Origin of the sequence: Nocardioides immobilis (assembly GCF_003515065.1) — a bacterium.
Lineage (GTDB): Bacteria > Actinomycetota > Actinomycetes > Propionibacteriales > Nocardioidaceae > Nocardioides > Nocardioides immobilis.
Window position 1 is genome coordinate 395,838 of sequence record NZ_QXGH01000010.1, and the last position, 21,326, is coordinate 417,163.

Annotated in this window: 15 protein-coding genes; 14 read left to right on the top strand and 1 reads right to left on the bottom strand. The window is 64.1% G+C overall.

Going from position 1 to position 21,326, the window contains the following annotated elements; all coding sequences use genetic code 11:
* Positions 1-495: 495 nt before the first annotated feature.
* From D0Z08_RS05570 to D0Z08_RS05595, 6 genes are all read left to right on the top strand, one after another.
* Positions 496-1,269, top strand: coding sequence for an SDR family NAD(P)-dependent oxidoreductase (locus tag D0Z08_RS05570; RefSeq protein WP_118923437.1), 774 nt, complete (start codon positions 496-498; stop codon positions 1,267-1,269).
* Between the two features lie 852 nt (positions 1,270-2,121).
* Positions 2,122-3,405 (top strand): ABC transporter permease, encoded by a 1,284-nt coding sequence (locus D0Z08_RS05575; RefSeq protein ID WP_147381328.1) that lies wholly within the window; start codon positions 2,122-2,124, stop codon positions 3,403-3,405.
* On the top strand, positions 3,402-4,559 hold the full coding sequence (locus tag D0Z08_RS05580; protein WP_118923441.1) for a substrate-binding domain-containing protein: 1,158 nt from the start codon (positions 3,402-3,404) through the stop codon (positions 4,557-4,559). Before D0Z08_RS05575 ends, D0Z08_RS05580 begins: the two co-directional genes overlap by 4 nt.
* Entirely contained in the window at positions 4,556-7,063 is a 2,508-nt protein-coding gene (locus D0Z08_RS05585; protein ID WP_118923443.1) for an ATP-binding cassette domain-containing protein, read from the top strand. The genes D0Z08_RS05580 and D0Z08_RS05585 overlap by 4 nt, the downstream gene beginning before the upstream one ends.
* A gap of 144 nt (positions 7,064-7,207) precedes the next feature.
* A complete protein-coding gene (locus tag D0Z08_RS05590; RefSeq protein ID WP_182481171.1) occupies positions 7,208-8,221 on the top strand; it encodes a zinc-dependent alcohol dehydrogenase in 1,014 nt (337 codons plus the stop codon).
* 130 nt (positions 8,222-8,351) lie between these two features.
* Positions 8,352-10,604 carry a glycoside hydrolase family 2 protein gene (locus D0Z08_RS05595; RefSeq protein ID WP_147381329.1) on the top strand — a complete coding sequence of 751 codons (2,253 nt, stop codon included), beginning with the start codon at positions 8,352-8,354 and terminating at the stop codon, positions 10,602-10,604.
* A gap of 271 nt (positions 10,605-10,875) precedes the next feature.
* On the opposite strand, the gene D0Z08_RS05600 is transcribed toward D0Z08_RS05595, so the two are convergent.
* Positions 10,876-11,685: an IclR family transcriptional regulator gene (locus D0Z08_RS05600; protein WP_147381330.1), complete on the bottom strand. Its 810-nt coding sequence runs from the start codon at positions 11,683-11,685 to the stop codon at positions 10,876-10,878.
* 89 nt (positions 11,686-11,774) lie between these two features.
* Between D0Z08_RS05600 and D0Z08_RS05605 the strand changes: the two genes are divergently transcribed.
* The 8 genes from D0Z08_RS05605 (at position 11,775) to D0Z08_RS05640 (ending at position 20,197) form a co-directional block, all read left to right on the top strand.
* The gene (locus tag D0Z08_RS05605; protein WP_220454062.1) at positions 11,775-13,742 is read left to right on the top strand and encodes an alpha-ketoacid dehydrogenase subunit alpha/beta; all 1,968 of its coding nucleotides are present in this window, start codon (positions 11,775-11,777) and stop codon (positions 13,740-13,742) included.
* Entirely contained in the window at positions 13,739-14,044 is a 306-nt protein-coding gene (locus D0Z08_RS05610) for a muconolactone Delta-isomerase family protein (protein ID WP_118923453.1), read from the top strand. The genes D0Z08_RS05605 and D0Z08_RS05610 overlap by 4 nt, the downstream gene beginning before the upstream one ends.
* Positions 14,045-14,418: 374 nt before the next feature.
* A complete protein-coding gene (locus D0Z08_RS05615; RefSeq protein ID WP_118923455.1) occupies positions 14,419-14,982 on the top strand; it encodes a hypothetical protein in 564 nt (187 codons plus the stop codon).
* A 420-nt stretch (positions 14,983-15,402) separates the two neighbouring features.
* Complete coding sequence (locus D0Z08_RS05620; RefSeq protein ID WP_182481172.1) at positions 15,403-15,837, top strand: nuclear transport factor 2 family protein; 435 nt, start codon at positions 15,403-15,405, stop codon at positions 15,835-15,837.
* Positions 15,838-16,469: 632 nt separating this feature from the next.
* On the top strand, positions 16,470-17,258 hold the full coding sequence (locus D0Z08_RS05625) for an SDR family NAD(P)-dependent oxidoreductase (protein WP_182481173.1): 789 nt from the start codon (positions 16,470-16,472) through the stop codon (positions 17,256-17,258).
* Between the two features lie 232 nt (positions 17,259-17,490).
* Entirely contained in the window at positions 17,491-18,240 is a 750-nt protein-coding gene (locus tag D0Z08_RS05630; protein ID WP_118923461.1) for a GntR family transcriptional regulator, read from the top strand.
* Positions 18,241-18,390: 150 nt separating this feature from the next.
* On the top strand, positions 18,391-18,891 hold the full coding sequence (locus D0Z08_RS05635; RefSeq protein ID WP_182481174.1) for a VOC family protein: 501 nt from the start codon (positions 18,391-18,393) through the stop codon (positions 18,889-18,891).
* A 445-nt stretch (positions 18,892-19,336) separates the two neighbouring features.
* On the top strand, positions 19,337-20,197 hold the full coding sequence (locus tag D0Z08_RS05640; protein WP_118923464.1) for an SMP-30/gluconolactonase/LRE family protein: 861 nt from the start codon (positions 19,337-19,339) through the stop codon (positions 20,195-20,197).
* The last annotated feature ends 1,129 nt before the right edge of the window (positions 20,198-21,326 follow it).

The following is a 21,326-nucleotide window of genomic DNA, read 5'->3' on the forward strand; positions in this document are numbered from 1 at the left end:
GTTCTCCTTCAGGTGCGTGCTTAGCCGTTACACACCGAAGATCCCGCCGATGGCCGTCTACTTCAGGCAGCCCCGCCGTGGTCCCTCAAACCCCACCACTCCAGGGGACTCTTACCCACGCGATGCGATGAGGCTGAAGCAGGATCATCCAATGAGGCCCTTGCTCAGAGGTGCATAGCTCTCGGTGAGTGGAAGATGGGCAGAGTCTTGAGCATCAACTTGGATTGGATGGGCGAGATCAGCTAAGACGTTGGGAAGGACATCGGGTGGATGAGATCCAGTGCCGAGGCGGACATCGGTCTGCCCGCCCGGAATCGGTGGCGTGACGGACCTGCGACGCAGGCAGCCCCGGGACCGTCACGTTGGGAAGTGAAATGAAAGCATCTCGTGACGCCTAGTCAAGACGAGCCGCTCGAGTCGAATCAAGCCGGCCCGACAACGCGGTTGACACCCGCTCCAGGTCCACCTACCACCGACTTCCGAAAGGATCCGTCCATGCCGTCTCCTGCGCCATCCACGCCTGGACCCATCATCGTCACCGGAGGCACGGGTGGTCTCGGTTCCGCGATCTGTCGCCGGCTCGCCGGCGATGGCGCCCGCATCGCCTTCACCTACAAAGCACGCACCGAGACTGCGGCGGCGCTGGTGGATGAACTTACGGACCTGGGCGCAAGCGCGCGCGCCGACGCTGTCGACCTGCAGGACGCCGTTGTCACGCAGCGTTATATCGACGGCGTCACCGCTGACTGGGGTGGGGTCGGCACGGTCATCCACGCTGCCGGCCCGTACATCCCGATGGTCCACCTGTCCAAGGTGCCGCCCGCCCAATTCAAAGAGGCTCTTGACGCCGAGGTGGTGGGTTTCTTCAACGTTATCTCCGGATCTCTGCCAGCGCTGCGTGAGTCCGCAGGCTCGGTGGTCGCAGTTACCACCGCTGCCACCTCGCGCTATCCCGTCCGTGACGGGCTATCAGCCGGCCCGAAGGCAGCCATCGAGTCGCTCGTGCGCGGTTTTGCGGCCGAGGAGGGGCGCTTCGGTGTCCGTCTCAACTGCGTCGGCCCCGGCATGCTCACAGACGGTATGGCGGAACGACTGATCTCCACTGGGGAGTTGGACGAGCGAGCACTCGCCATGGCGCGAAGTAACATCCCCCTCCGTCGTTTCGGGACGGCGGACGATATCGCCGAAGCGGTCGCCTTCCTCGCCTCCGATCGGGCGAAGTTCATTTCGGGCCAGAAGATCGACGTCGACGGTGGATACGGGGTCTGACGGCCATTACGCACTTCTTGTCGCCAGGGGGATCTGTTGTTGCTGATTTTCGCTCGCTGCGCGGAGGCGCTCCCTTGTTGTTCGGCCACGTCGACGAGGTCCTGTACTAGTCGCACATGCAGTTGATGCACCGCAGCGTGGTGCCAGGCGCTCCGGTTGGCTGACACTTTCGGCCTGTCGTTGTCGTTTCCGACCGGACACCGACCCGGACACCGACCCTAGTCGCTCAGTCCTTAGTCGGCTGGCTCGCGGCGGACGCTCGAGTTCACACGGGCTCGTTTCGGCAGCGTTGACACGGGCCAGCTCGCGTCCGGGGGGAGATCCATCCGGCACGGGTCGGCCTGCTGTCGACAAACATCGACGTGAGTCACGCGACCTGCCGGCTTCTGGACTGTCGAGGCGCTCGGAGAGGCACTCGTGATCGAACGACAGAAACTCGGCCGGACGTCCGCCCCGCTCTCCGTTCGCCGAGGAGTCTGTGATCGTTGCGGCCGGGAGCCCGTTGCCGGCGGCGCGGTCACGAGCTGTCGGCGCCGCCGCGGGCCCGGCCCCTGTCGCGAGACCGGCCCGACTCCAGGCCGCCATCGTCGCGTCCGCCTTCTCGAACGCCATCCACCCCCCCGAGAGCGGGTGCAAGCCAGACGCAAATGCGTGACCTCGCCGGCGAGCTGACGAGTGCCTCGTCCCCGATGCACCCGGCGCGCTGAGTCGGTTGCCGCGCACGCAACCCACCGCTTCGGCAAAGGCGGAGGAGACGAGATCCGGACCGGTGTGACTGTTGACACGCGGGGAAACGGCGGTGCAGGATGTATTCAGGATCCCAATTCGGGATACCGAACTAGGATCCCGGCGGTGCTGTCACCGACGCGCCGCGGACGAACGAACTTGGCCGGCATTCGAGTCGTCGCTCGACGCCACCGGCAGGTGCAGAGGAGCAATCGTGAAGCTTTTCCGGAGCGGCTCCGGTTCCGCCGCCGCGGGCCTGACGCCCAACCGCTGCGCAGGGTCTCGGCCTGTCCGGACGCGGCCGAACGGCGGCGCGCGTTTGTCGCCTCCGGCGGCGCTGGGATGACCGCCGTGATGGACGGTCAGGTCGCGGGACGCGCGGAGACGCCCCATAACCAGCCGCTTGTCAGAGTCGTCTTCATTTCACCGACGACCCGGATCCTGGTTGCCGTCGTTCTCCTGTTCGCGGCAAGTCCGATCCTGGCGCCGGGCAGTGTCGACCACATCGCGGTCAGTTCCATGCTTCCGTTCGCGGCGATCACCACCATCGTCGCCCTCGGTCAGACGCTGACGATTCAGCAGGGTGGGCTCGACCTTTCGGTCGGGGCGGCGATCTCGCTGGGCGCGGTGCTCGCGGCCCGATACGGCTCAGACCCCGAGATGGGCGTGACGTTCGCGATCGTTCTCGCGGTTGGCATCGTGTCGCTCTTCGGCGTTCTGAGCGGCTTGGTCATTGCGGTGTTCGGTCTACCGCCGATCGTGGTCACGATCGCGACAAGCCTTCTGATGGTGGGCGCGGTGCAGCAAGTGTCCGGAGGCGCTGCCGTCAAGGGCTCTGCGGAGTTGAGTTCATTCGCGCTCCGCCAACTTGGCGGCATCCCCGTGCTTGCGATTATCGCGATCGCCATCACGCTCGTCGGGCAGATGATTCTTAAAGTAACTCGGGCGGGCCGGAGGTTCGAGCTTGTTGGCGAGAATGCAACCAGCGCACAGATCATTGGAATATCGAGCCGCCGGCATATCATCTCTGCATACTGGCTCTCCGCGCTCCTTGCTGGCTTTGCTGGCGTGCTCCTCGCTGGGCTGCTGAGATCGCCTACCGCGGGCGTCGGCGACAATTATCTATTGCCCTCGGTTGCTGCGGTGGTTCTCGGCGGGACAGCATTGACCGGCGGGCGCGGGTATCTCGCTGGCACCGCCCTGGCCGCTCTGTTCCTTGGTCAGCTCAATCAGTTAGTGCAGACCTTCACGCAAACAAGCGCGGTCCAGAATCTCATTCAAGCTCTCATTATCGGTGCTTGCATTATCGCTCAAATGGAACTGGGTGAACTGATCGCACGCGTTCGAGGGCGCTGCCGTCTTCCGCGTATTCAAAAGATAGTTCTCGGAGTCAAAGGAGAATCAGAATGAACTTGAAGAATCTGGGTCCCAGGGGCCTCACCACAAGCGCCATTGCTGTCCTCGGACTGGCTGCGGTTGCGGGCTGCTCAACGTCGGGCTCCGGCGAGTCTGCCAAGGTCGATCCTGACCAGGTCAGCATCGGGACGGTCGGAACCGCGGACCAGTTCGCTGACATTACGACGATGTGCGGAGACGAGCCGGTCACCGTGGGTCTGATTGACGGCGTCGGGATCAACAGCTGGGGTAAGACGATGCGCGCAGAGGTCGAGTCGGAGGCCGCCAAGTGCGACAACATCGAGTCGGTCGAGTATCAGGCCGCCCGCACTGACATCCAGGCCCAGAACTCAGCCCTGATCAGCATGGCGTCGAAGGGTGTCGACATCATCGTCATCTCGTCCAGCGCCGGCGGCAGCTTGGAAGCGATGAAGAAGGCGACCGACGCTGGCTCGATCGTGGTTCCGATCGCCGTGGACCCTATGGGCGAAGTCGGCGAGGACTATCTCGACTACGTCGACTGGATCCCGCAATCGCTCGGCACGGCTTGGGCGACGTGGATGGTGGAGCAGTTGGGTGAGGAAGGCGGCAATGTCGTAGTCCTCGGTGGTCCGGCGGGGAACGTCGTCACCGACGCCGTCATGGAGGGCATCACCGAGGTCTTGGCCGATAACCCCCAGGTTGACCTCCTCACGACAACACCTGCCACCACCAACTGGGACCCCGCCCAGGCCCAACAGACCATGAGCGGACTTCTCTCGAAGTATTCCCAGATCGACGGGATCATCACGGACTACGGCGCTACCGCCGCGGGGGCGATCCGGGCATACGAAGCCGCTGGCGTTGCGCTGCCGCCGATCGCGACTACCGATGAGAACGATCTCAGTTGCGGTTTCGCGAACCTCCAGTCCGAGAACCCGGACTACGAACTGGCGACGGTCTCTTCCCGCTCCTGGATTGGCCGGGTGGGACTCCGCAAGGGGCTGGCCGCATTCCAGGGCACGGAGAATCACGAGCCGTCCCGGTTCGAGCTCGGCCTGTTCGAGGATTCGACTGGTCGGACGGATGGCAGCATGACTCCCGAGGAGGCCTGCGTCGCTGGCGCCCCGTCGGATGCGACTCCGTCGTCTCTGCTGACAGTTGAAGAGATGAAGAGCGTCTTCGAATGAGCGTTGCAGGTGACTCGTTGACGCCGCAGCCACTGCTGGAGCTGCGCGACATCGAAAAGACCTATCCGGGCGTCAAAGCGCTCGCCGGAGTGAGCCTCACGGTCCTGCCCGGAAGGGTGCACGCCGTACTGGGCGAGAATGGCGCAGGAAAGTCCACTCTCGTCGGCATCGCCGCGGGGTCGGTCGTCCCGAGTGCGGGGACGATCAAACTCGACAACCAGGAACTCGCGCGGATCCAACCCAGAGACGCGCGCAACGCGGGCCTGGCGATCGTCTACCAGACGCCAGCCTTGGCGCCCGCGCTGTCCGTCGTTGACTGCGTTCTCGAACTTCTCCCAGACTCGAAGCGGCCGACCCGCGCCGGTGCGAACGACTGGCTGACAGCACACTTCCGGTCGCTCGGGCTGACGATCGATCCAACCGCTCTCGTTGGTTCGCTCTCGCAGCGCGAAGCGCATCTCGTCGAGATCGCGGCCGCGCTGGCGTCGGAGCCCAAGATTTTGGTACTCGACGAGCCGACGGAGGCGCTCGGACCCGAGGAGACGCAGTGGCTCTTCGATCGCGTGAGTGACCTCCTTTCTCGTGGGGTAGGCGTTGTCTACATCACCCACCGGATCCCGGAGGTAGTCGAGATCGGACGCGACCTGACTGTTCTTCGTGACGGGCAAGTCGTGGGGCGCGGGTCGGTCGCCGACTACTCCGCCGACGAGATCGTCGAGCTGATTATCGGCCGATCGCTGGAAACGACCTTTCCTGCGAAGCCTCCTCCCAGCGTCGCCGCCGCTCCGCTGCTGAGCGTCGACGGCCTGTCCGGGCTCGGCTTCACCGACGTGTCCTTCCACGTAAAACCCGGGCAGATCGTCGGGCTCGCTGGCGTCGAGGGAAATGGACAGCGGCAGTTCTTGGGCGCGCTCGCTGGACGAGGCCCGGTTTCCGGAACTATTGCGGTCGGCAATCAAACGGTCGACCGTCATACGCCCCGAGCCGCGATCGAGGCCGGAATCGTGTTCCTTCCTGGGGACCGGCTCGGCGAAGCAATGTTCGGCAAGATGTCCGTGCGCGAGAACGTGGTCGCGCCCTCGCTCTCCACCGCGATGCCAGGCGGTATCGTCAACAAACGACGGGAGTACCACCTCACCCGCGAGGCCACGGCGGACCTTGCCGTGAAGACCGCCTCGTTGGAGACGCCGGTCGCGACGTTGTCGGGTGGAAGCCAGCAGAAAGTCCTGCTGGCCCGGACGCGGCTCGAGTCCCCACGAGTCCTGCTCGTCGAGGATCCCACACAAGGCGTCGATGCCGGCGCCCGCGTAAGGATCTACAGCGTTCTGCGGAAGTTCGCCGAGGCGGGCGTCGCAGTCGTGGTGCTCTCGACCGACGCGGTAGAACTTGAGGGTCTTTGCGACACCGTTGTGGTGTTCTCGAGAGGCCGCGTCCAGGCAGTCCTCGAGGGGAGCGACGTCACCGAACGCGCGATCACCGGAACGGCAGTCATGTCGCAACGCGACCATGGCGCCGACGGACTGACCGTTTCCCCTCGTCGCCGACGATGGAGGTTTGCAGGCGAGGCCCAGGGCGGAGTCCTTGCAGCCCTCACGATCGCACTGGCGGTAGCGACCACGGCGGCATCGGATTCGTTCCTGAATCCGCTCAACGTCAACCAACTCCTCGTGGCTGCATCCGTCATGATTCTGGTAGGGGTCGCCCAACTCCTTGTGGTCATGACAGGCGGCATCGACTTGAGTGTCGGGTCCGTGATCGCTACGGCCGGCGTCGTGCTGTCATTCTTCGCCGACCAGGGTGCCGCCTACTTCATCGTGGGCGTGTTCGTCGCTGTGGTCGCTGGAGCTGGCGCGGGAATGCTGAACGGATTGCTGGTCACAGCCATCGGGATACCTTCGGTTATCGCGACCCTGGTGTCATCAATCGGGATCGTAGGTATCGCACAGATCCTTCGACCAGAGCCAACGTTCGCGGTTTCCGACGAGGTCGCTGAACTCGTCGGTCTGATGATCCTCAACGTCCCCCTCGTCTTAGTGATCGCGATCGTCGTAGCATTGGTTGTGCAGTTCGTGGTGACGCGCACCAGAATGGGCAGAGGATTGCGGGCAACGGGCTCCGATGCCGTCAAGGCAAACCGGATGGGCGTCAACGTCCCACGTGCCCGGTGCGCTGCACTCGTCGCGTCTGGTGCATTGTCAGCTCTCGCGGGGATCGCGTTGTACACGTCGACCACGACCGCTGACCCGAACTCGGGGCAGGAGTTCACGCTCGTGTCGGTTACGGCGGTGGTGATCGCGGGCGTGAGTATCTTCGGCGGCTCGGGATCCTCGGTTGCGGTGGCGGTCGCAGGACTACTTCTGGCTACCGTGACCAACGCCCTGACATTCCTGTCCCTGACGATCGCGTGGCAGTACTGGTTCCAGGGAATTTTCGTCCTACTCGCCGCGCTGATTCCCATCGCAGCTGGATCTGTCAGGCGCCGCCTCCACGTCAGGATCGCGTGATCGAGCGAAACCAACATCAAACCACGATCGTGTGCCAGCCGCTCGGGCTCGCGCACAACGTCGGCGCCTCCTGGCTGAATGTGCACGGCGGGGAGCGCCCCTAGCAGACTTTCGATGACCAACTTAAGTTCAGGAGTACCTACCGTGGCAGAGGCGATTGTGAAGACTCGGACCGGCGCGGGAGGAGTCGAGATCAGAGATGTTACGACTCCGCCGCCGGGACCTGGCCAGGTCCGTGTGGAGGTAGCTGCAGCCGGTATCTGCGGGACGGATCTGCACATCCTCGACGGCGAGTGGCCGACGACACCGCCTGTCGTCATGGGCCACGAACTCAGCGGAACGGTCGTCGACTGCGGTCCCGGCGTCTCGACGGATTGGCTCGGCGCAGGCGTCGTCGCCGAGGTTCTCATCACCGATGGGACCTGTGGCTACTGCCTCCGCGGGCAGCGCAACATGTGTCCGAATCGGCGAGCCATTGGTCGCCAGGCGGACGGAGCGTTCACTCGCTTCGTCGTCGTGCCCGAGGTGAATCTCCATCGGGTACCGGAGGGACTCGACCTGGTTGAGGCCGCCCTCGCTGAGCCCCTGGCCTGCGTCCTGGGGGCGCTGATGGACAGGCCCGTCGTTGCGCCCGGTGACCGCATCCTAATCACTGGGCCGGGAACCATCGGTCTCCTCGCAGCGCAGGTCGCGCGGATGGCGGGCGGACAAGTCACCGTTCTTGGGACCGCCAAAGATCGCTACCGGCTAGCCGTGGCCGAACAGCTGGGCTTTGCCACGTTGGGGCTGACGGCGCAGGTGGAGCCAAGTGACGTCGAGGAGCGCTATGACGTCGTGATCGAGTGCGCTGGCGCTGCCGCTGCTATCAACCTTGGCCTGGCGGCCTGTGCTAAGTCCGGCACGCTCGTCCAGCTTGGAATCTTCGGCAAGAGCGTCCAGACTGACATGGATCAGTTCTGCCTCAAGAACATTGCCTTTGTCACGAGCTTTGCGGCCGCACCCCGAACCCTCGAGCGTGCGCTGGTCCTGCTGTCGAGCGGCCAAATCGCGGCAGACCCCATCATCACCAACGTCTCCGCTCTGCGGGACTGGCCCGAAGTATTCGCCCACAGCCGGGGCGGTGACGGCCTCAAGTACATGTTCGATCCCCGTCTGTAGCGGTCGAGTCGGCGACACCGTCACCGACTGTCCCTCCCGCGATAGCTGTCAAGGGGTTCCACCCGCACCGCGCAGAGCTCGGTGGGATCCACGGATCAGCCGATTACGCCCACTAGTGAGGATCAAGTAGTTGAACAACGTTCAGAATGAAGACATCGAGGTCACAACTGACTCCGCCGGTCTGCGAACAACACTCTTGCTGGACGGCACCTGGGGACTGGCTCAAGGACGGTTCGATACGCGTCCATCCGCTTTTCCGAGTTCGGTTCCAGTGCCCGGCTTGGTTGATCTCGCTGAACCGTCCTTCGAGAAGGTGGGCTTGCCCGACGATGCCCGGGAGGCCTTCTGGTACCGGCGTGCGTTCGTGCTCGACGGCCCAGCGCCTGAGCGAGCGGTCCTGCGGGTGGGCAAGGCGACCTTCGGAACGAAGGTGTTCGTCAACGATATCGAGGTCGGCGAGCACCTTCCGAACTTCACGCCGGGCTACTTCGATCTGACCACAGCGCTGCGGGCTGACGGCCAGGAGAACGAGGTTGTGATCCGGGTCGGTGCAACACGGGACGCGACGCCTGCGTTCATCACCACCGGTTGGGACATGGAGCTACACAGGTCACTCCCTGGCATCTTCGATTCTGTCGAGTTGATGCTCACATCGTTTCCGTACATCAATCTGATTCGAACGCGACCGAACTTGGATGAGGGCAGCGTCACGGTCGTCGCGAGCATCGTTAATGGTCCGAGCAGACGCGTGTTTGCGGTCGAGTGCGCTGTCACTGAAGCAAGCAGCGGTCGAGCTCGGGGGTCAGCCAGCAGTGACCTTCTCGAGATGGGGCCGAGGGAAGAGCGCGACATCGAGATGACCGTCCCCTTGGACGAAGTCCGACTTTGGTCGCCGGAGGATCCGTTCCTCTACAACGTAGTAGTCAATACCCCAGGCGATTCTGCGAACGCACGCTTCGGAATGCGCACATTCACCTTTGATCCTGACCTGAATCGCGCGTTGCTGAATGGTGATATCTACTTCCTTAGAGGTGCGCACGTCATCATCTACCGCACTTTCGAAGATCCGGATCGCTCGACGAAGCCTTGGGACGAGGACTGGGTGCGGAAGCTCTACCGTCGTTTCAAGTCCATGAACTGGAACATCGTAAGGAACTCGATCGGCTTCCCGCCCGACATGTGGTATCGAGTTGCTGACGAAGAGGGCATCCTCATTCTCGACGAGTTCCCGCTCTTCTATCCGATCCAAGAGTCAATGGTTGCACCCAAGTCGCCGGAAGGCACCCCACCTACCTTTGGTGAGGAACTGCAGGAAAGTTCGGAGCGCTGGGAAGAGGCTATGAGGGGCACTCCGTGGCCGGAGGAACTCACATCCGAGCACCTTGCTGTGGAGTACCGCGAGTGGATCGAGGCACGCGCGAACAATGCCAGTGTGGTGGCGTTCAGCTCGCAGTGCGAATGCCCTACACCGGTTACCGGCGATGCGGTTCGAGCTGTGCGCGATCGTGATTTGCAGCGCCGTCCGTGGGGAAACGGGTGGGGTGGAGAGCTCGATCCGAACGACTTCTACGACGCGCATTGGTACCCGGAGGCTAGTTGGGCTTCTCGCGAGACCCCGATCGACACTTCCGGCCTCGACACGACTTTCAAGACCCCTCTCGTGATCAGCGACCCTGCGCAGGCGTTCCTGGACAAGCGGGTCGTGATGTCGGTCAACCACGCTCCGAACTCGCACGGCAACGCGATTCTCACTTCGGAGTATGGATGGAATTGGCTCTGCCGCGATGGTTCTCCTGGCATTCTTTCGGCTCCGATCTACCGCCGTCTCCCGAAGTATGGCTGGCCAACCGACACGGCGGACCAGCGATTCTATGCTCGCGCCCGCCTGCTGGCGGCCCAGACCGAGTTCCTCCGCGCCAACAGGACTGTTGCTGGGATCCTGCAGCAATGTGGTTTGGCCTCCGGACAGCCGGGCGCATTCAGTCCCGACAATTTCGCTGACTTGGATACGCTGGACTTCCACCCCTACTTTGTCGAATACATGAGGGACGCCCTGAACCCCGTGGGGGTTATGGTGGATTTCGCAAAATCCGCCCTGCCCACCGGCGCCCTCGCTGAGATCCCGGTATCAGTGGTGAATGATCTGCCGCAGACGTGGCAGGGACAGGTCGGGCTCCGACTACTCAGCGATGGCGAGGAGTCCTGGAAGAGCACCAGAACGGTACGGCTCGCGGGCCTCGGCCAGGACCGCGTGTTCTTCTACGTCCCGATCCCGTCCATCGAAGGCCGCTACCAGCTACAGGGACATCTTAGCGATGAAGCCGGCCTAAACGTGAGCAGTTGGCGCGACTTCAGCGCCGCCGACGCAGCGGCAGCTTCATAGTCGTCCGGCAGCCGACGTCTCGACAATCGAGCTTCTTGCTCGCAGCAGTGTCGATCAGCGTTTCAGGTGGACCGATTAGCGCCGGATCTTGCGCGACGATCATCGGCGGTGGCGCGTGGACGCCCGCCGGAACGCGCGGACTCCGCGGAGTGGCCCCGAGCTTCCGGCGCTCGGGCCACCCGGACTCTATGGCCTGTCGTCCCAGGCCGTCGGTATGGCATGACCCGTGGATCCGAGACCGCGCCTTGCGGGTCGGCTCGCAGGCGCGAGGTCAAGCCTCCCTGTGACCGGTTGAGTCGAGAGCACGTCCGGCGCGGTTGGCGGCGACCTTGACTGCTTGAGTCAGCGACTGTTCGTGCTCTACAAATCGCGCGGTTGGGCACGATACCGTCAAGGCTCCGAGCGTGTGTCCAGCAACCATGATCGGAGCGGCCACGCACGACACATCGATCACGAACTCCTCATGATCGGTTGAGTAGCCACGGTCGAGAATCACCGCGAGTTCACGATTGAGATCATCCAAGTTGGTGATCGTGTTCGGCGTCATCGGCTCGAGCTCGTGGGTGTCGAGATACCTGCGGCGAGCGCTGGCGCTAGCATGAGCCAAGAGCAACTTGCCGGATGCTCTCGCGTGGGCGTGCCCACAGGTGCCTGGGCTCACTTGGGCGACGCGGACTGCGTGGCTGCCTTCGGCCGTCGCCACTACCGCGATCTCGTCGTGTCTCCAGACCGACAGGTAGGCAGTCTCACCGGTCTCCGCCGCTAGCTCCCGCAGAGGGCCAACAAGTGCGTCGGTCGGCTCACCTTGGTCGAGGTAGGCGGCTCCCAAGTAGCCGATTCGAGGACCGAGACGATACCGCCGGTCCGGTCCTTTCAGGATCGCACCTTCGAGGACCAGGGTGTTGAGCAAGTGGTAGGTCGTCGCCAGCGGCTGCCCCATCCTCTGGCTGAGATCGCGCGCGGAAACCGCGACCTCACTGCCAGCGATGTACGTCAGGGCGTCGAAAGCCTTCGACACCGACGCAATCCGCCGCTCCGTCTGTCGCATGGGCGCATCGTGCCACGCCGGGGGATGATCCACGCTCGCATTCTAACATTGTTGAAGAGGCCTCGACATTGTTGTAATCTGTCGTCGGCTACGCGACTGCAAGAACGAAGAATCGAGTGCTGATGAGCTACGAACTGACGCCCAATGACACGTACCGACGTATGGCATATATCCGGGCGTTCGAGGAGCAGGTCCTCGAACTCGGACGCGAGGGCGAAGTCGTGGGCTCGGTCCATCTCGCCCTGGGCCAGGAAGCCATCCCGGTGGGCGCGATGGCAGCTCTCGAGGCGCAGGACCGTGTCCTGGCAACGTATCGAGGCCATGGGTGGGCTCTGGCTTGTGGTTCTGATCCACGTGGGCTGATGGCTGAGATCGCCCAGCGCGAGGCCGGCGTGAACGGCGGTCGAGCGGGTTCGCCAATGCTGAGCGATCCTGACGTCGGGTTCCTCGGCGAGAACTCGATAATCGGCGCTCACCTGCCGATCGGCACCGGAGTTGCGCTGGCGAGCCAGATCGCAGGGGAGACCCGAGTGGTGATCGTCTCGCTCGGAGATGGCGCGATGAATCAGGGCTCTACGACCGAGGCGATGATCTTCGCCGCGGCAAAGAACCTTCCCGTGATCTTCCTCTGCGAGAACAACGGCTGGTCGGAGATGACCCCGATCGGCACCACGACGCGTGGCGAACACCTTGCGCGTCGCGGCCAAGGCCTATGCATCGAGAGCGTGATTGTCGATGGGGGGGACCCGGTCGCAGTCTGCGAGGCCGTCTCCGGAGCGGCTGAACAGTGCCGCCGTGGGGAGGGCCCGGTGCTCCTCGAGTGCAAGACGGTGCGCTTGTCTGGCCACTACAACAAGGACATTCAGCACTATCGGGGCCAAGACGACATCGACGCGGCCGCGGAGGAGGATCCGCTCCTGCGGATGCGAGAGATGGGTGCCATCTCGGCTGAGGAAGCGGCCACCATCGAGGCGGAGGTCAAGGCCGAGGTCGCGCACCTCGCCGAGGAGGTACGGGGCCTCTCCGCACCGTCCGCCGACACGGCGCTGAGTCACCTCTACGGCCCCGACCCAGCGGGTGGGCTGGCCGGCGCGGAAGGGGACGTCAACGTCAAGGAGATCCCGTACTTCCGCGCGGTCAATGAGGCTCTTCGATGGGCGATGACTAACTGTCCCGAGGTCATCGTTTACGGCGAGGACGTAGGAGTTGCCGGAGGCATCTTCGGAGTCACCCGCGGCCTGCAGAAGGAGTTCGGCTCTGAACGAGTCTTCGACACTCCGATCGCAGAAGCGGCCATCCTGGGCTCGGCTGTCGGGGCTGCCATGCACGGTCTCCGCCCCGTCGTTGAGATCATGTGGGCGGACTTCGTCTTCGTGGCGCTCGACCAGATCGTCAATCAGGCCGCCAACGTTCGGTACGTGAACAGGTCGAAGCTCTCCGCGCCACTCGTGGTCCGCATGCAGCAGGGGTTCACGCCCGGATCCTGTGCTCAGCACTCGCAAAGCATCGAGGCGATTCTGAGCCATATCCCGGGCATCAAGGTGGGCATGCCCAGCACACCTCAGGATGCCTACGCTATGACGCTAGCGGCCATCAATGACCCAGATCCCGTGGTCCAGATCGAGCATCGAGCCATGTACCAGAACACGGGGGAGGTTCGACTCGGCTCTCCGTCGGAGCTGGCTCGTGGGGCTCGCGTCCAGCGCGACGGCTCCGATGTAGCCATCATCAGTTGGGGATCGATGGTCGGAGCCAGCCTCGAGGCTGCCGAGATCCTTGCCGGCGAAGGCATCGAGGCGCTGGTGCTGGACCTTCGTTGGCTCAGGCCGCTTGACGACGAAGCGATCGCGTCCGCTGTGCGGAGAGCGGGCGGTCATGTCCTAGTCGTGCACGAGGCCGTACTGACTGGCGGGTTCGGAGCCGAGATCGCCGCGCGCATCGCCGAGCGGCACTTCGAGACTCTAGCCGGCCCGGTTCACCGGCTAGCGACCCCCGACGTTCGCATGCCGTCGGCGCCAAACCTCCAGCAGGTGCTGATCCCCAACGCCTCTGACGTCGCCGACCTGGTGCGGAAGCTTCTTGGGCGATGAGCTCCCACGAGTTCCTTGTCCACATCCGTATTGCCGGAGTGCCCCCGGAGAGCTTGGCGGCTCTTCGGGCGGCGGAGGCGTCGCAGGCACGAGCGCTCGCCGCGGCGGGCACCTTGAGAAGGCTGTGGCGCCTGCCCGAGGGATGGTCGAATGTCGGGCTGTGGTGCGCCCCCGACCTGGCTGCGCTTGAAGACGTCCTTCAGACCCTTCCGCTCAAGCCCTACATGACGGTCGAAATCTACCCACTCGACCCGCACCCTAACGACCCCCTGCCCGAGACTGAAGGGCGACAATTGTCGTGACTGAGCAGATGCAACGCCCTTGGGTGCTTGAACCATTGCCGGAGCTGAAGCCCGTGAGGCGCGGGCCGGAACCTTCCGAGCTAGTTCCATTACTCGCGCGGCAGCGTCCGTTGCTCAAGCTGCCGCCACTTTCAGAACCTGCCCGAGTGCCCGGCCCCCTCGGGAGGCCGCGCGACTTAGACAACGGTGCTCCGCAGTCATCCGGGGCCCGGGCCCAGCCCGTTCCAGTTGCTCAGATCCTCGGCGGAGAGCGGGGAGGAGGCGTTCCGGATGCCCTTCCAGACCTTGATCGCGAACGGACTGCAACCCACCCGTTCGCACAGGAGTGGGAAGCGGACGCACACTGTGGATGTCACCACTCGGCCTTTGCCGCGGTGGAACTTGACCTGACCAGGCTGGTCACTGCCGAAGGCGACGAGTCCGGCCTCCGGGACGCGATAAGCCGCGTCGTGGTCGCTTCCGTTTCGGCACTGAAAGCCACCACGCTGGCCTCCGCACGCACCAAGGCTGGCCCGGCAATCGACGTGCTCCTCGTCCATCCGGGCTCGGCCCCGCGGGTCCTTGAGGACGCGGATCGGATGTCTCTCAACAACGTGCGCATCGCGCTCGACGCCGTCGAAACGTTGCCGGAGGCGGCCGCGGGGGGCGTTCGCGCCGACGGCGATGTGCTGCGTGTATCGCTGACGTGCTCAGGCGCTGACAGGCTGCTGTATACGAATACGCACCCGGCATCCGACGTCACAGTTGCGCTCGATCTCGGTGTACCAATACGCCGGCCCGTCGTTCGCCGCGATGCCACAGGTGCTGAGGCGTTGGTGTTTCGCAGCATCGCTGTGCTGACGGCGCGCGTTGTTGCGCCATTCGATGCGTCGGAGCTCTCGCGACTATTGAACCGAATTCGGCGGTTGATCGAAGACCCAGCGTTCGCCGCGGTTTGAACGTGGATCGACCGGTGACGAGCCGAGAGCCAACAAGCGGAAGCAGTGGTAGCGGCGGCCTTCAGGTACGAGGCACTCGCCTGCAGTCGCTGCTCGCCAGGCGGTCTGCCTGGCGAACGGAGCGCAGTGCTGCCGCGCTCCCTGCGTGGCGTGTCACGGGGTCGCATCGACCCCTAGCGATCATGCGCGGCTGACATATACCGATGCAGCGTACGTGCGACCGCGGGCCGCCCCCACACCCTGACGCCCGACCACTTTGAGAGCGAGACAAGTCGACACTCAACTACCCGGCCGGGCTGCTTTCCGGGTTCGTGATCGGATATCAACAGCGCTACGACACCATCAACAGAATCCCGTCGGCGGCTGCGCCCTCGAGTTGGGCCAGGCTGACGCTCGGCGGATCCCGGAAGGAGTATGCAAGTGCCCCATGACTGCGAAGAACGACAGGCGATTGTCGACGTCTTGATCCGCTACGCGACGTGCCTCGACTCGAGAGACCTGGCCGGTCTAAGCGCCGTGTTTGAGAAGGCTGCCGTTGCCGACTACGACGGCTACGTTGTCGAAGGACTCGATGCCATAGTGCGAGGGGTCTCATCGACACTCGACCATTGCGGCCCAACTCAGCACCTCCTCTCCAACTTCGTGGTTCACCTCTCGCGGGACGCGGCCGAGACGGTGTGTGCCGCCCGGATCGTCCATACGGGGAGGGATGAACGTGCAGCGCTACAGCCGTTTGAGGTCCTCGGCGAGTATCGCGATGTCCTTCGGCGGACAGCAGACGGGTGGAGGATCGCACGCAGAGGCTTCACAGAACGTATGCGGTTTGGAGATGCCGGCGTGGTGGCGCCCTGGTGAAGTTTGGCGCTCCCCAGCCACGCCCGAAGACTGACTGACGGGAAAGGAGTCATTCTTCGACCGCCGTTGATAGGGAGTTCGCGCCAGGTCGACCGCACCGGATTGTCGACGTCGCTTGAAAACGAGGCGATAGCGACGGATCGGCCCCATTTCGAGCGTTGCCGACACGAATGGTTCCCGGGCGATCAGCGTCAACCGCGAGGAGCCCACGCGGTGGCCCCAACATGATGACGTCCGGTTCGCTTGGCCGGGCGGCGCTCTCGACTGTCGACACGGCAGAATCCAGGCGGCATCGTTCGGAGTCGAAGTTTCGCATGTCGCGTTCGGCGTGATCGCGTTCGCGCTGGATGCGGGGTTTGCGGTAACACCTTCGTTACGGAACTGGATGCCGGGGTCTCGATCGGTCAAACCATCTGATTATCACTGCATCCGTGAGCGATCGGACGTGCTTGGGAGTGGCGTCCGTTGCGCAACGCCACACCCCTTGACGTAGCGGCGGCCAGCACTGCACACTAGATCTGGATACAGATCCTGGATACAGGTGTCTCGGGTCCGCCGCCCTGGCCCTCGAGACTGATGTGGGTGGCTTCGGCCGGCCCGCGCAAGAAGCCCGCGAGATGGGAGGAAGATTGATGGATGAACCGCTGGCGTTTGACGCGGTTGAGCGCTTCGATGTGTCGGGTCGCGTCGCCGTCATCACGGGCGGTGCGCATGGCCTCGGTCTCGCGATGGCCACTGCTTTTGTCGGGGCCGGAGCCAAGGTGGCGTTACTGGATATCGACGCCGACGGGCTTGAGCTAGCGCAGAAGACATTGAGCGCGCGGGGCACGGCCGTCGTGCGCGCGGTGGATGTTCGCGACGTGAAGAGCACCCAGGCAGCAGTCCGTGAGGTCGCATCGGAGCTGGGTGGAATCGACATCCTGATCAATGACGCGGCCATCTTTCCGAGCGGCCCCCTCGCCGAAACCGATTTCGAAGAGCTACGCAACGTCCTCGACGTCAACGTGGTCGGGTACGTCACGACACTAAACGCGGCGCTTCCGTATCTACGCGAGAGCGGGCGAGGCCGCATCATCAACTTCGGATCCGTGACCTTCTTCCTTGGATATCCCGATGGACTCGGGGCATACATCGCGACCAAGGGGGCGATCGTGGGGCTTACCCGCGCACTTGCCCGCGAAGTCGGGCCGGCTGGCGTGACCGCAAACGTGCTGGCACCTGGCGCATTCCCAACTCGTGCCGAGCAGGGACTCTATGAGGATCAAGAAGCCTTCGACGCGGAGGTGATCGAACGCCAATCTGTAAAGCGCCGAGGATCTGTCGAGGACATCGCGGCGGCGGCCATCTTTCTCGCCAGCGATGCGGCCTCCTTCGTTACCGGCCAGACCCTCCTAGTCGACGGCGGCTGGACCTTCAATTAGCGGCGCCTGCGGTGGATCGCCACGTGCGCCGGCCACCAGGTTGCAAAGGAGGACGGCCGCAACCGTCACCGGGAGCGGACTCGAGGATCCGGTTGGCTGTCGGCACGGCCGGCGAACCGAGAGACAATGCGCGGGTGCTGCGCACTTCCGGACTAAAGTTCCGGCGTTGGGCCGCCCTAGGGTCGGCGAGCCGACTCCTAACGGCGTCCGAACCTTACTGTAAGGAGTTGCCATGTCGGTCGCGGTCCGGTTGCTGCGGCAAGTTGTTCCAAGCGATCCCGCGCCGCGAGATCGTCGAGCTCTTCGTGATTGGGTTCTTCGCCGTCTGTACGAAGCCATCTTCTCTGGCGAGTTTCCGCCCGGTATCACCTTGTCTGAGAACGACCTCGCCGAGCGTCTAGACGTTAGCCGGCAGCCAATTCGCGATGCTTTGCGGCAACTGGAGACGGACGGCCTCATCGAGGAGGCTGCGGGGAACGGGGCCCGCAAGGTGGTCGTGTTCGAGCTCCACCACGTGATCGAGATCTACACGATCCGCGCGGCCCTCGAGGCCGTCAGTTTCCGTGGCGCCGCGGCCAACATCACCGATGACCAGCTCGCCGAACTGGAACAGGTGCAAGCCGAGCTGGAGGAGCGTCTCGACCGCGGGGATCCCGCACCCGGAGAGTGGGACGCTACTCCCGACTTTCGCTTCCACGAGATAGTGGCAGAGGCGGCGGCGATGCCCCAGCTTCATGCGTTCCTGGTCAACATCTGGCTGAAGACATGGGCGTTGCTCAATCAAGTGCAGATTGCCGGCACCTATCCTAACGTCGACGACCTCGCTGATTCGTATCGAGATCGGCGAAGGCTCCTTGAGGCTTTGCGATCGCGGGACGGCGACCGGGCTTCCGCGGCGGTGATAGAACACGTGAACCATCGCCGGGATCAACTGGTATCGGCGATCGAGTCGCGTCGAGGAAGGTTCCGCTTCCCGACGTGATGGCCCCGCTTCGCCAGCCCCGTGCGAGACGACCCCGCGAGGCGACTGACTTATCGCTGGAAAGGGTCGACGGCTCCCATTTCTGAAGTCACTCATGACTGAGCGCAGCCGCGGACCGCTTGCGCAAACTACATGGAGGCAGTTCCTGCAATGTTGACCTTCGGCGTTCTCCATCACGGCTTGACCGTCTCGGACCTTGACCGATCGATCCGCTGGTACTGCGAGGTTTTCGACCTGGTCGAGGTGCATCGCCAAACGGGAGACAACGAGTACACGCGCACGCTGGTAGGCGTGCCGGGGGCGGCTATCAAGGTCGCCCAGCTTGCGCTGACCGGTCAGCACGAGCTGTGGCCATCGAGTCACTTCATCGAACTGATCGAGTACGTCTGCGCGGGAGGCGACGCCCTTCGAGCAGTGCCGAACCAACCTGGGTCGAGCCACCTTGCGTTTGTGGTGAGCGACATCGAGACCGTCTGCGCACGGGTCATCGCGCGGGGTGGGGTGCTCCGCAACGACCCCGTCACGGTGACTGCGGGCATCAACAAGGGCAGTCGGGCGTGCTACCTCCACGATCCCGACGGGCACATTCTCGAACTGATGCAATATGGGCGCGAGCGGGAGGCCCAACTTCGCGGGTTGATGACCGGTTAGGGCACCGACCGATGCGCCGACCTGAAACCTTCCACCCATCTCGGGGTCCTCTGGCTCGACGGTAGGTGAGTACCCCCTTGTTCTCTCGTGCCAGCATCGCGTCTTCGCGGGAGTGCCAAATGCTGTCCGGGGTTGCCGCACATCCGGAGTCCTGCTGGCAGGCGGGAGCTCGCGTCCGCCCGGGCCTGACAGGTGGCCTAACACCCGGTCGCGCCTGCAAGGTGTCGCGATGGCCATCGATGGTCCAGGAGGGGGCCGCCCGCTTTGGTGCAGTTCCGGGCGGTCTCATCTACGGCGAGCGGGGCCGCGGGACGCCGCCTCCTGCAGGCTTGACGAGACGCTCGCCACACGTGTCTAATCCGGGATACAGAGTTGGGATACAGGCGGCGGATCCCGAAGCGTGCACCGCGCGGCAGGAGGATCGCCGGAAAGTGAGGAATCGGAAATGTTGGACAGCCCCAAGACGCAGGTCCCGATGAGCGTGCTGTGCGATGGAGCAACTACGGAGCCGCGCCTCTCGCACCCAGAGGGTGTCGCTGTCGATGGCGAGGGCAACATCTGGTGCGGCGGAGACCGAGGCGAGATCTTCCGCATTGCCCCCGACGGGAGTAGTCGCGAAGTCGTCGCGAACACCGACGGCTTCTGTCTCGGCATGGCGTTCGACCGCCACGGCGACCTGTTCGTCTGTGACATGAAGCATGCAGCGGTGTTTCGCCTCGAAGTCCCCACGGGGAAGCTGGAGCTCTTCTCCGAAGGAGTGGAGGGCCACCGGTTCCGCGTCCCTAACTACCCGGCGTTCGACCGCAGGGGCCGCCTCTTCGTTTCCGACAGTTGGGATTTCGACGCGTCCGGCCCCGGGATCGTGGCCATCAACCCGGATGGGTCGGGCGAGTTATGGCATGCGGGACCCTTCCGATTCGCCAACGGGCTCGCCTTCAACGCAGACGGAAGCCAGTTGTATGTCGTTGAGACGTTCCGAAGCGTCGTGGCTGCGATCGACGTGCGGCCCGACGGTTCCGCCGGCGAAAAGCGTGATCTCGCGGTCCTTCCGGGTAGCTACCCCGATGGTCTTGCGGTCGGCGAGGACGGCTCGGTCTTCGTCGGTTGCTATGAGCCGAGCAGAGTGCTGCGCGTCAGCCCGGGGGGCGACGTCACGATGGTCGGGGAGGATGTCACCGCTCACATGCTTGCGCACCCGACCAACATCGCCTTCCAGGGCGACAGTCTGATTGCATGCAACCTCGGACGTTGGCATCTGACCAAGATCGACGTTGGCCTACGGGGCGTGACGCTTCCGCCATTGTGATCGCCCGCCCGGCTACAACGCGGAAACGATCGTGCTTGCCTTGGGTGGAGGGCAATTGTTCAAGCCGCATGGTGAGGAGCCGCCGGCGCTTGCGCGGGTGGCTGCGGCTCCTCGTCTTGGGCCGTTAACCGCTGCCGGTCGTGGTGGACGTGCGGTCAAGGCTGAACCCTCGCCGGGCAGATGTCCCTGCGCGGCGGTTCGATGGATTCTCCAGGCTTCCTGACCCGAGCGTCAGGAGAGTTTGTCCGCCCACGGCGAATCGGGGTGGTCTCCCCGGCCTGCGCGACAAGGGGATAGCGGGCGAGTCGGACTCGGGGCTGACTTACTTGAACTAGTCGAGGGTCGCCGGCGTGCAGCCCCAGCCGGCCAGCCTCGGCAGCCATCGCGGTGGCAGCCATTGTGTGCCGCTTTGACGACGGGGCACCGCCCCCCCTAGCGCGCTCGTTGAGCCAGTAGCGTCCGCATTGGGGCGGAGTCCCGCGGCCCATGGTGCCTGTTCCCGGATACAAGCGGCGGCGGTCCGCGGCGCTCGAGCAGGCAGAGGAGATCGGCACTGGCCCTGCTACGTCAACTCCTCCGCCCTCGCGGCGACGCGCGGCGGCCACTCGCGACCATCGGGCGCTCAGCACCGCCCTGCAACTCATGCCGCGTTCGGGTCGGAGGGGTGCGCTCCGCGACCCGAGTCAGCCGCGGGAGGCATCATCGATGCTGCTGTCGGCGACGCTTGAAAATGGGGCCGATCCGACGCTCCCCGAAACCGATCACTTTTCAAGCGCCGGTATCGACCAGCTTTCGAGCGCCGTCCACACATCGGCCGCTCGAGCGAAACCAGTTGTAGAGGCGACATGCTTGGCGAGCGTTCGAGATTGGCGATCGCCGGCTGGCTCGCCCGTCGCATTTCGAGTCGTTGGAATCCAAGAGATCTGGTCGCGTCGACCGGCGGCATCGACTCAACAAGCTTGGGCGTCTGACCCTGTCGGTCCAGCCGCGCGCTTGAGGTGGCCTGGGCTTCCCCTCGTAGCGTGGAGACATCGCCTTTGAGGAGATGAGTTGGCGATGACGACGAGGAACTATCGGAAGTACGACGAGGACTTCAAGCAGGGCGCGGTGCGGCTGGTCGTCGAGACCG

Excerpts from the sequence above, each read along its gene's own strand:
- D0Z08_RS05570 (WP_118923437.1), top strand. The coding sequence starts at position 496 with ATGCCGTCTCCTGCGCCATCCACGCCTGGACCCATCATCGTCACCGGA.
- D0Z08_RS05580 (WP_118923441.1), top strand. The coding sequence starts at position 3,402 with ATGAACTTGAAGAATCTGGGTCCCAGGGGCCTCACCACAAGCGCCATT.
- D0Z08_RS05585 (WP_118923443.1), top strand. The coding sequence starts at position 4,556 with ATGAGCGTTGCAGGTGACTCGTTGACGCCGCAGCCACTGCTGGAGCTG.
- D0Z08_RS05605 (WP_220454062.1), top strand. The coding sequence starts at position 11,775 with ATGAGCTACGAACTGACGCCCAATGACACGTACCGACGTATGGCATAT.
- D0Z08_RS05610 (WP_118923453.1), top strand. The coding sequence starts at position 13,739 with ATGAGCTCCCACGAGTTCCTTGTCCACATCCGTATTGCCGGAGTGCCC.
- D0Z08_RS05625 (WP_182481173.1), top strand. The coding sequence starts at position 16,470 with ATGGATGAACCGCTGGCGTTTGACGCGGTTGAGCGCTTCGATGTGTCG.
- D0Z08_RS05630 (WP_118923461.1), top strand. The coding sequence starts at position 17,491 with ATGTCGGTCGCGGTCCGGTTGCTGCGGCAAGTTGTTCCAAGCGATCCC.
- D0Z08_RS05635 (WP_182481174.1), top strand. The coding sequence starts at position 18,391 with ATGTTGACCTTCGGCGTTCTCCATCACGGCTTGACCGTCTCGGACCTT.
- D0Z08_RS05640 (WP_118923464.1), top strand. The coding sequence starts at position 19,337 with ATGTTGGACAGCCCCAAGACGCAGGTCCCGATGAGCGTGCTGTGCGAT.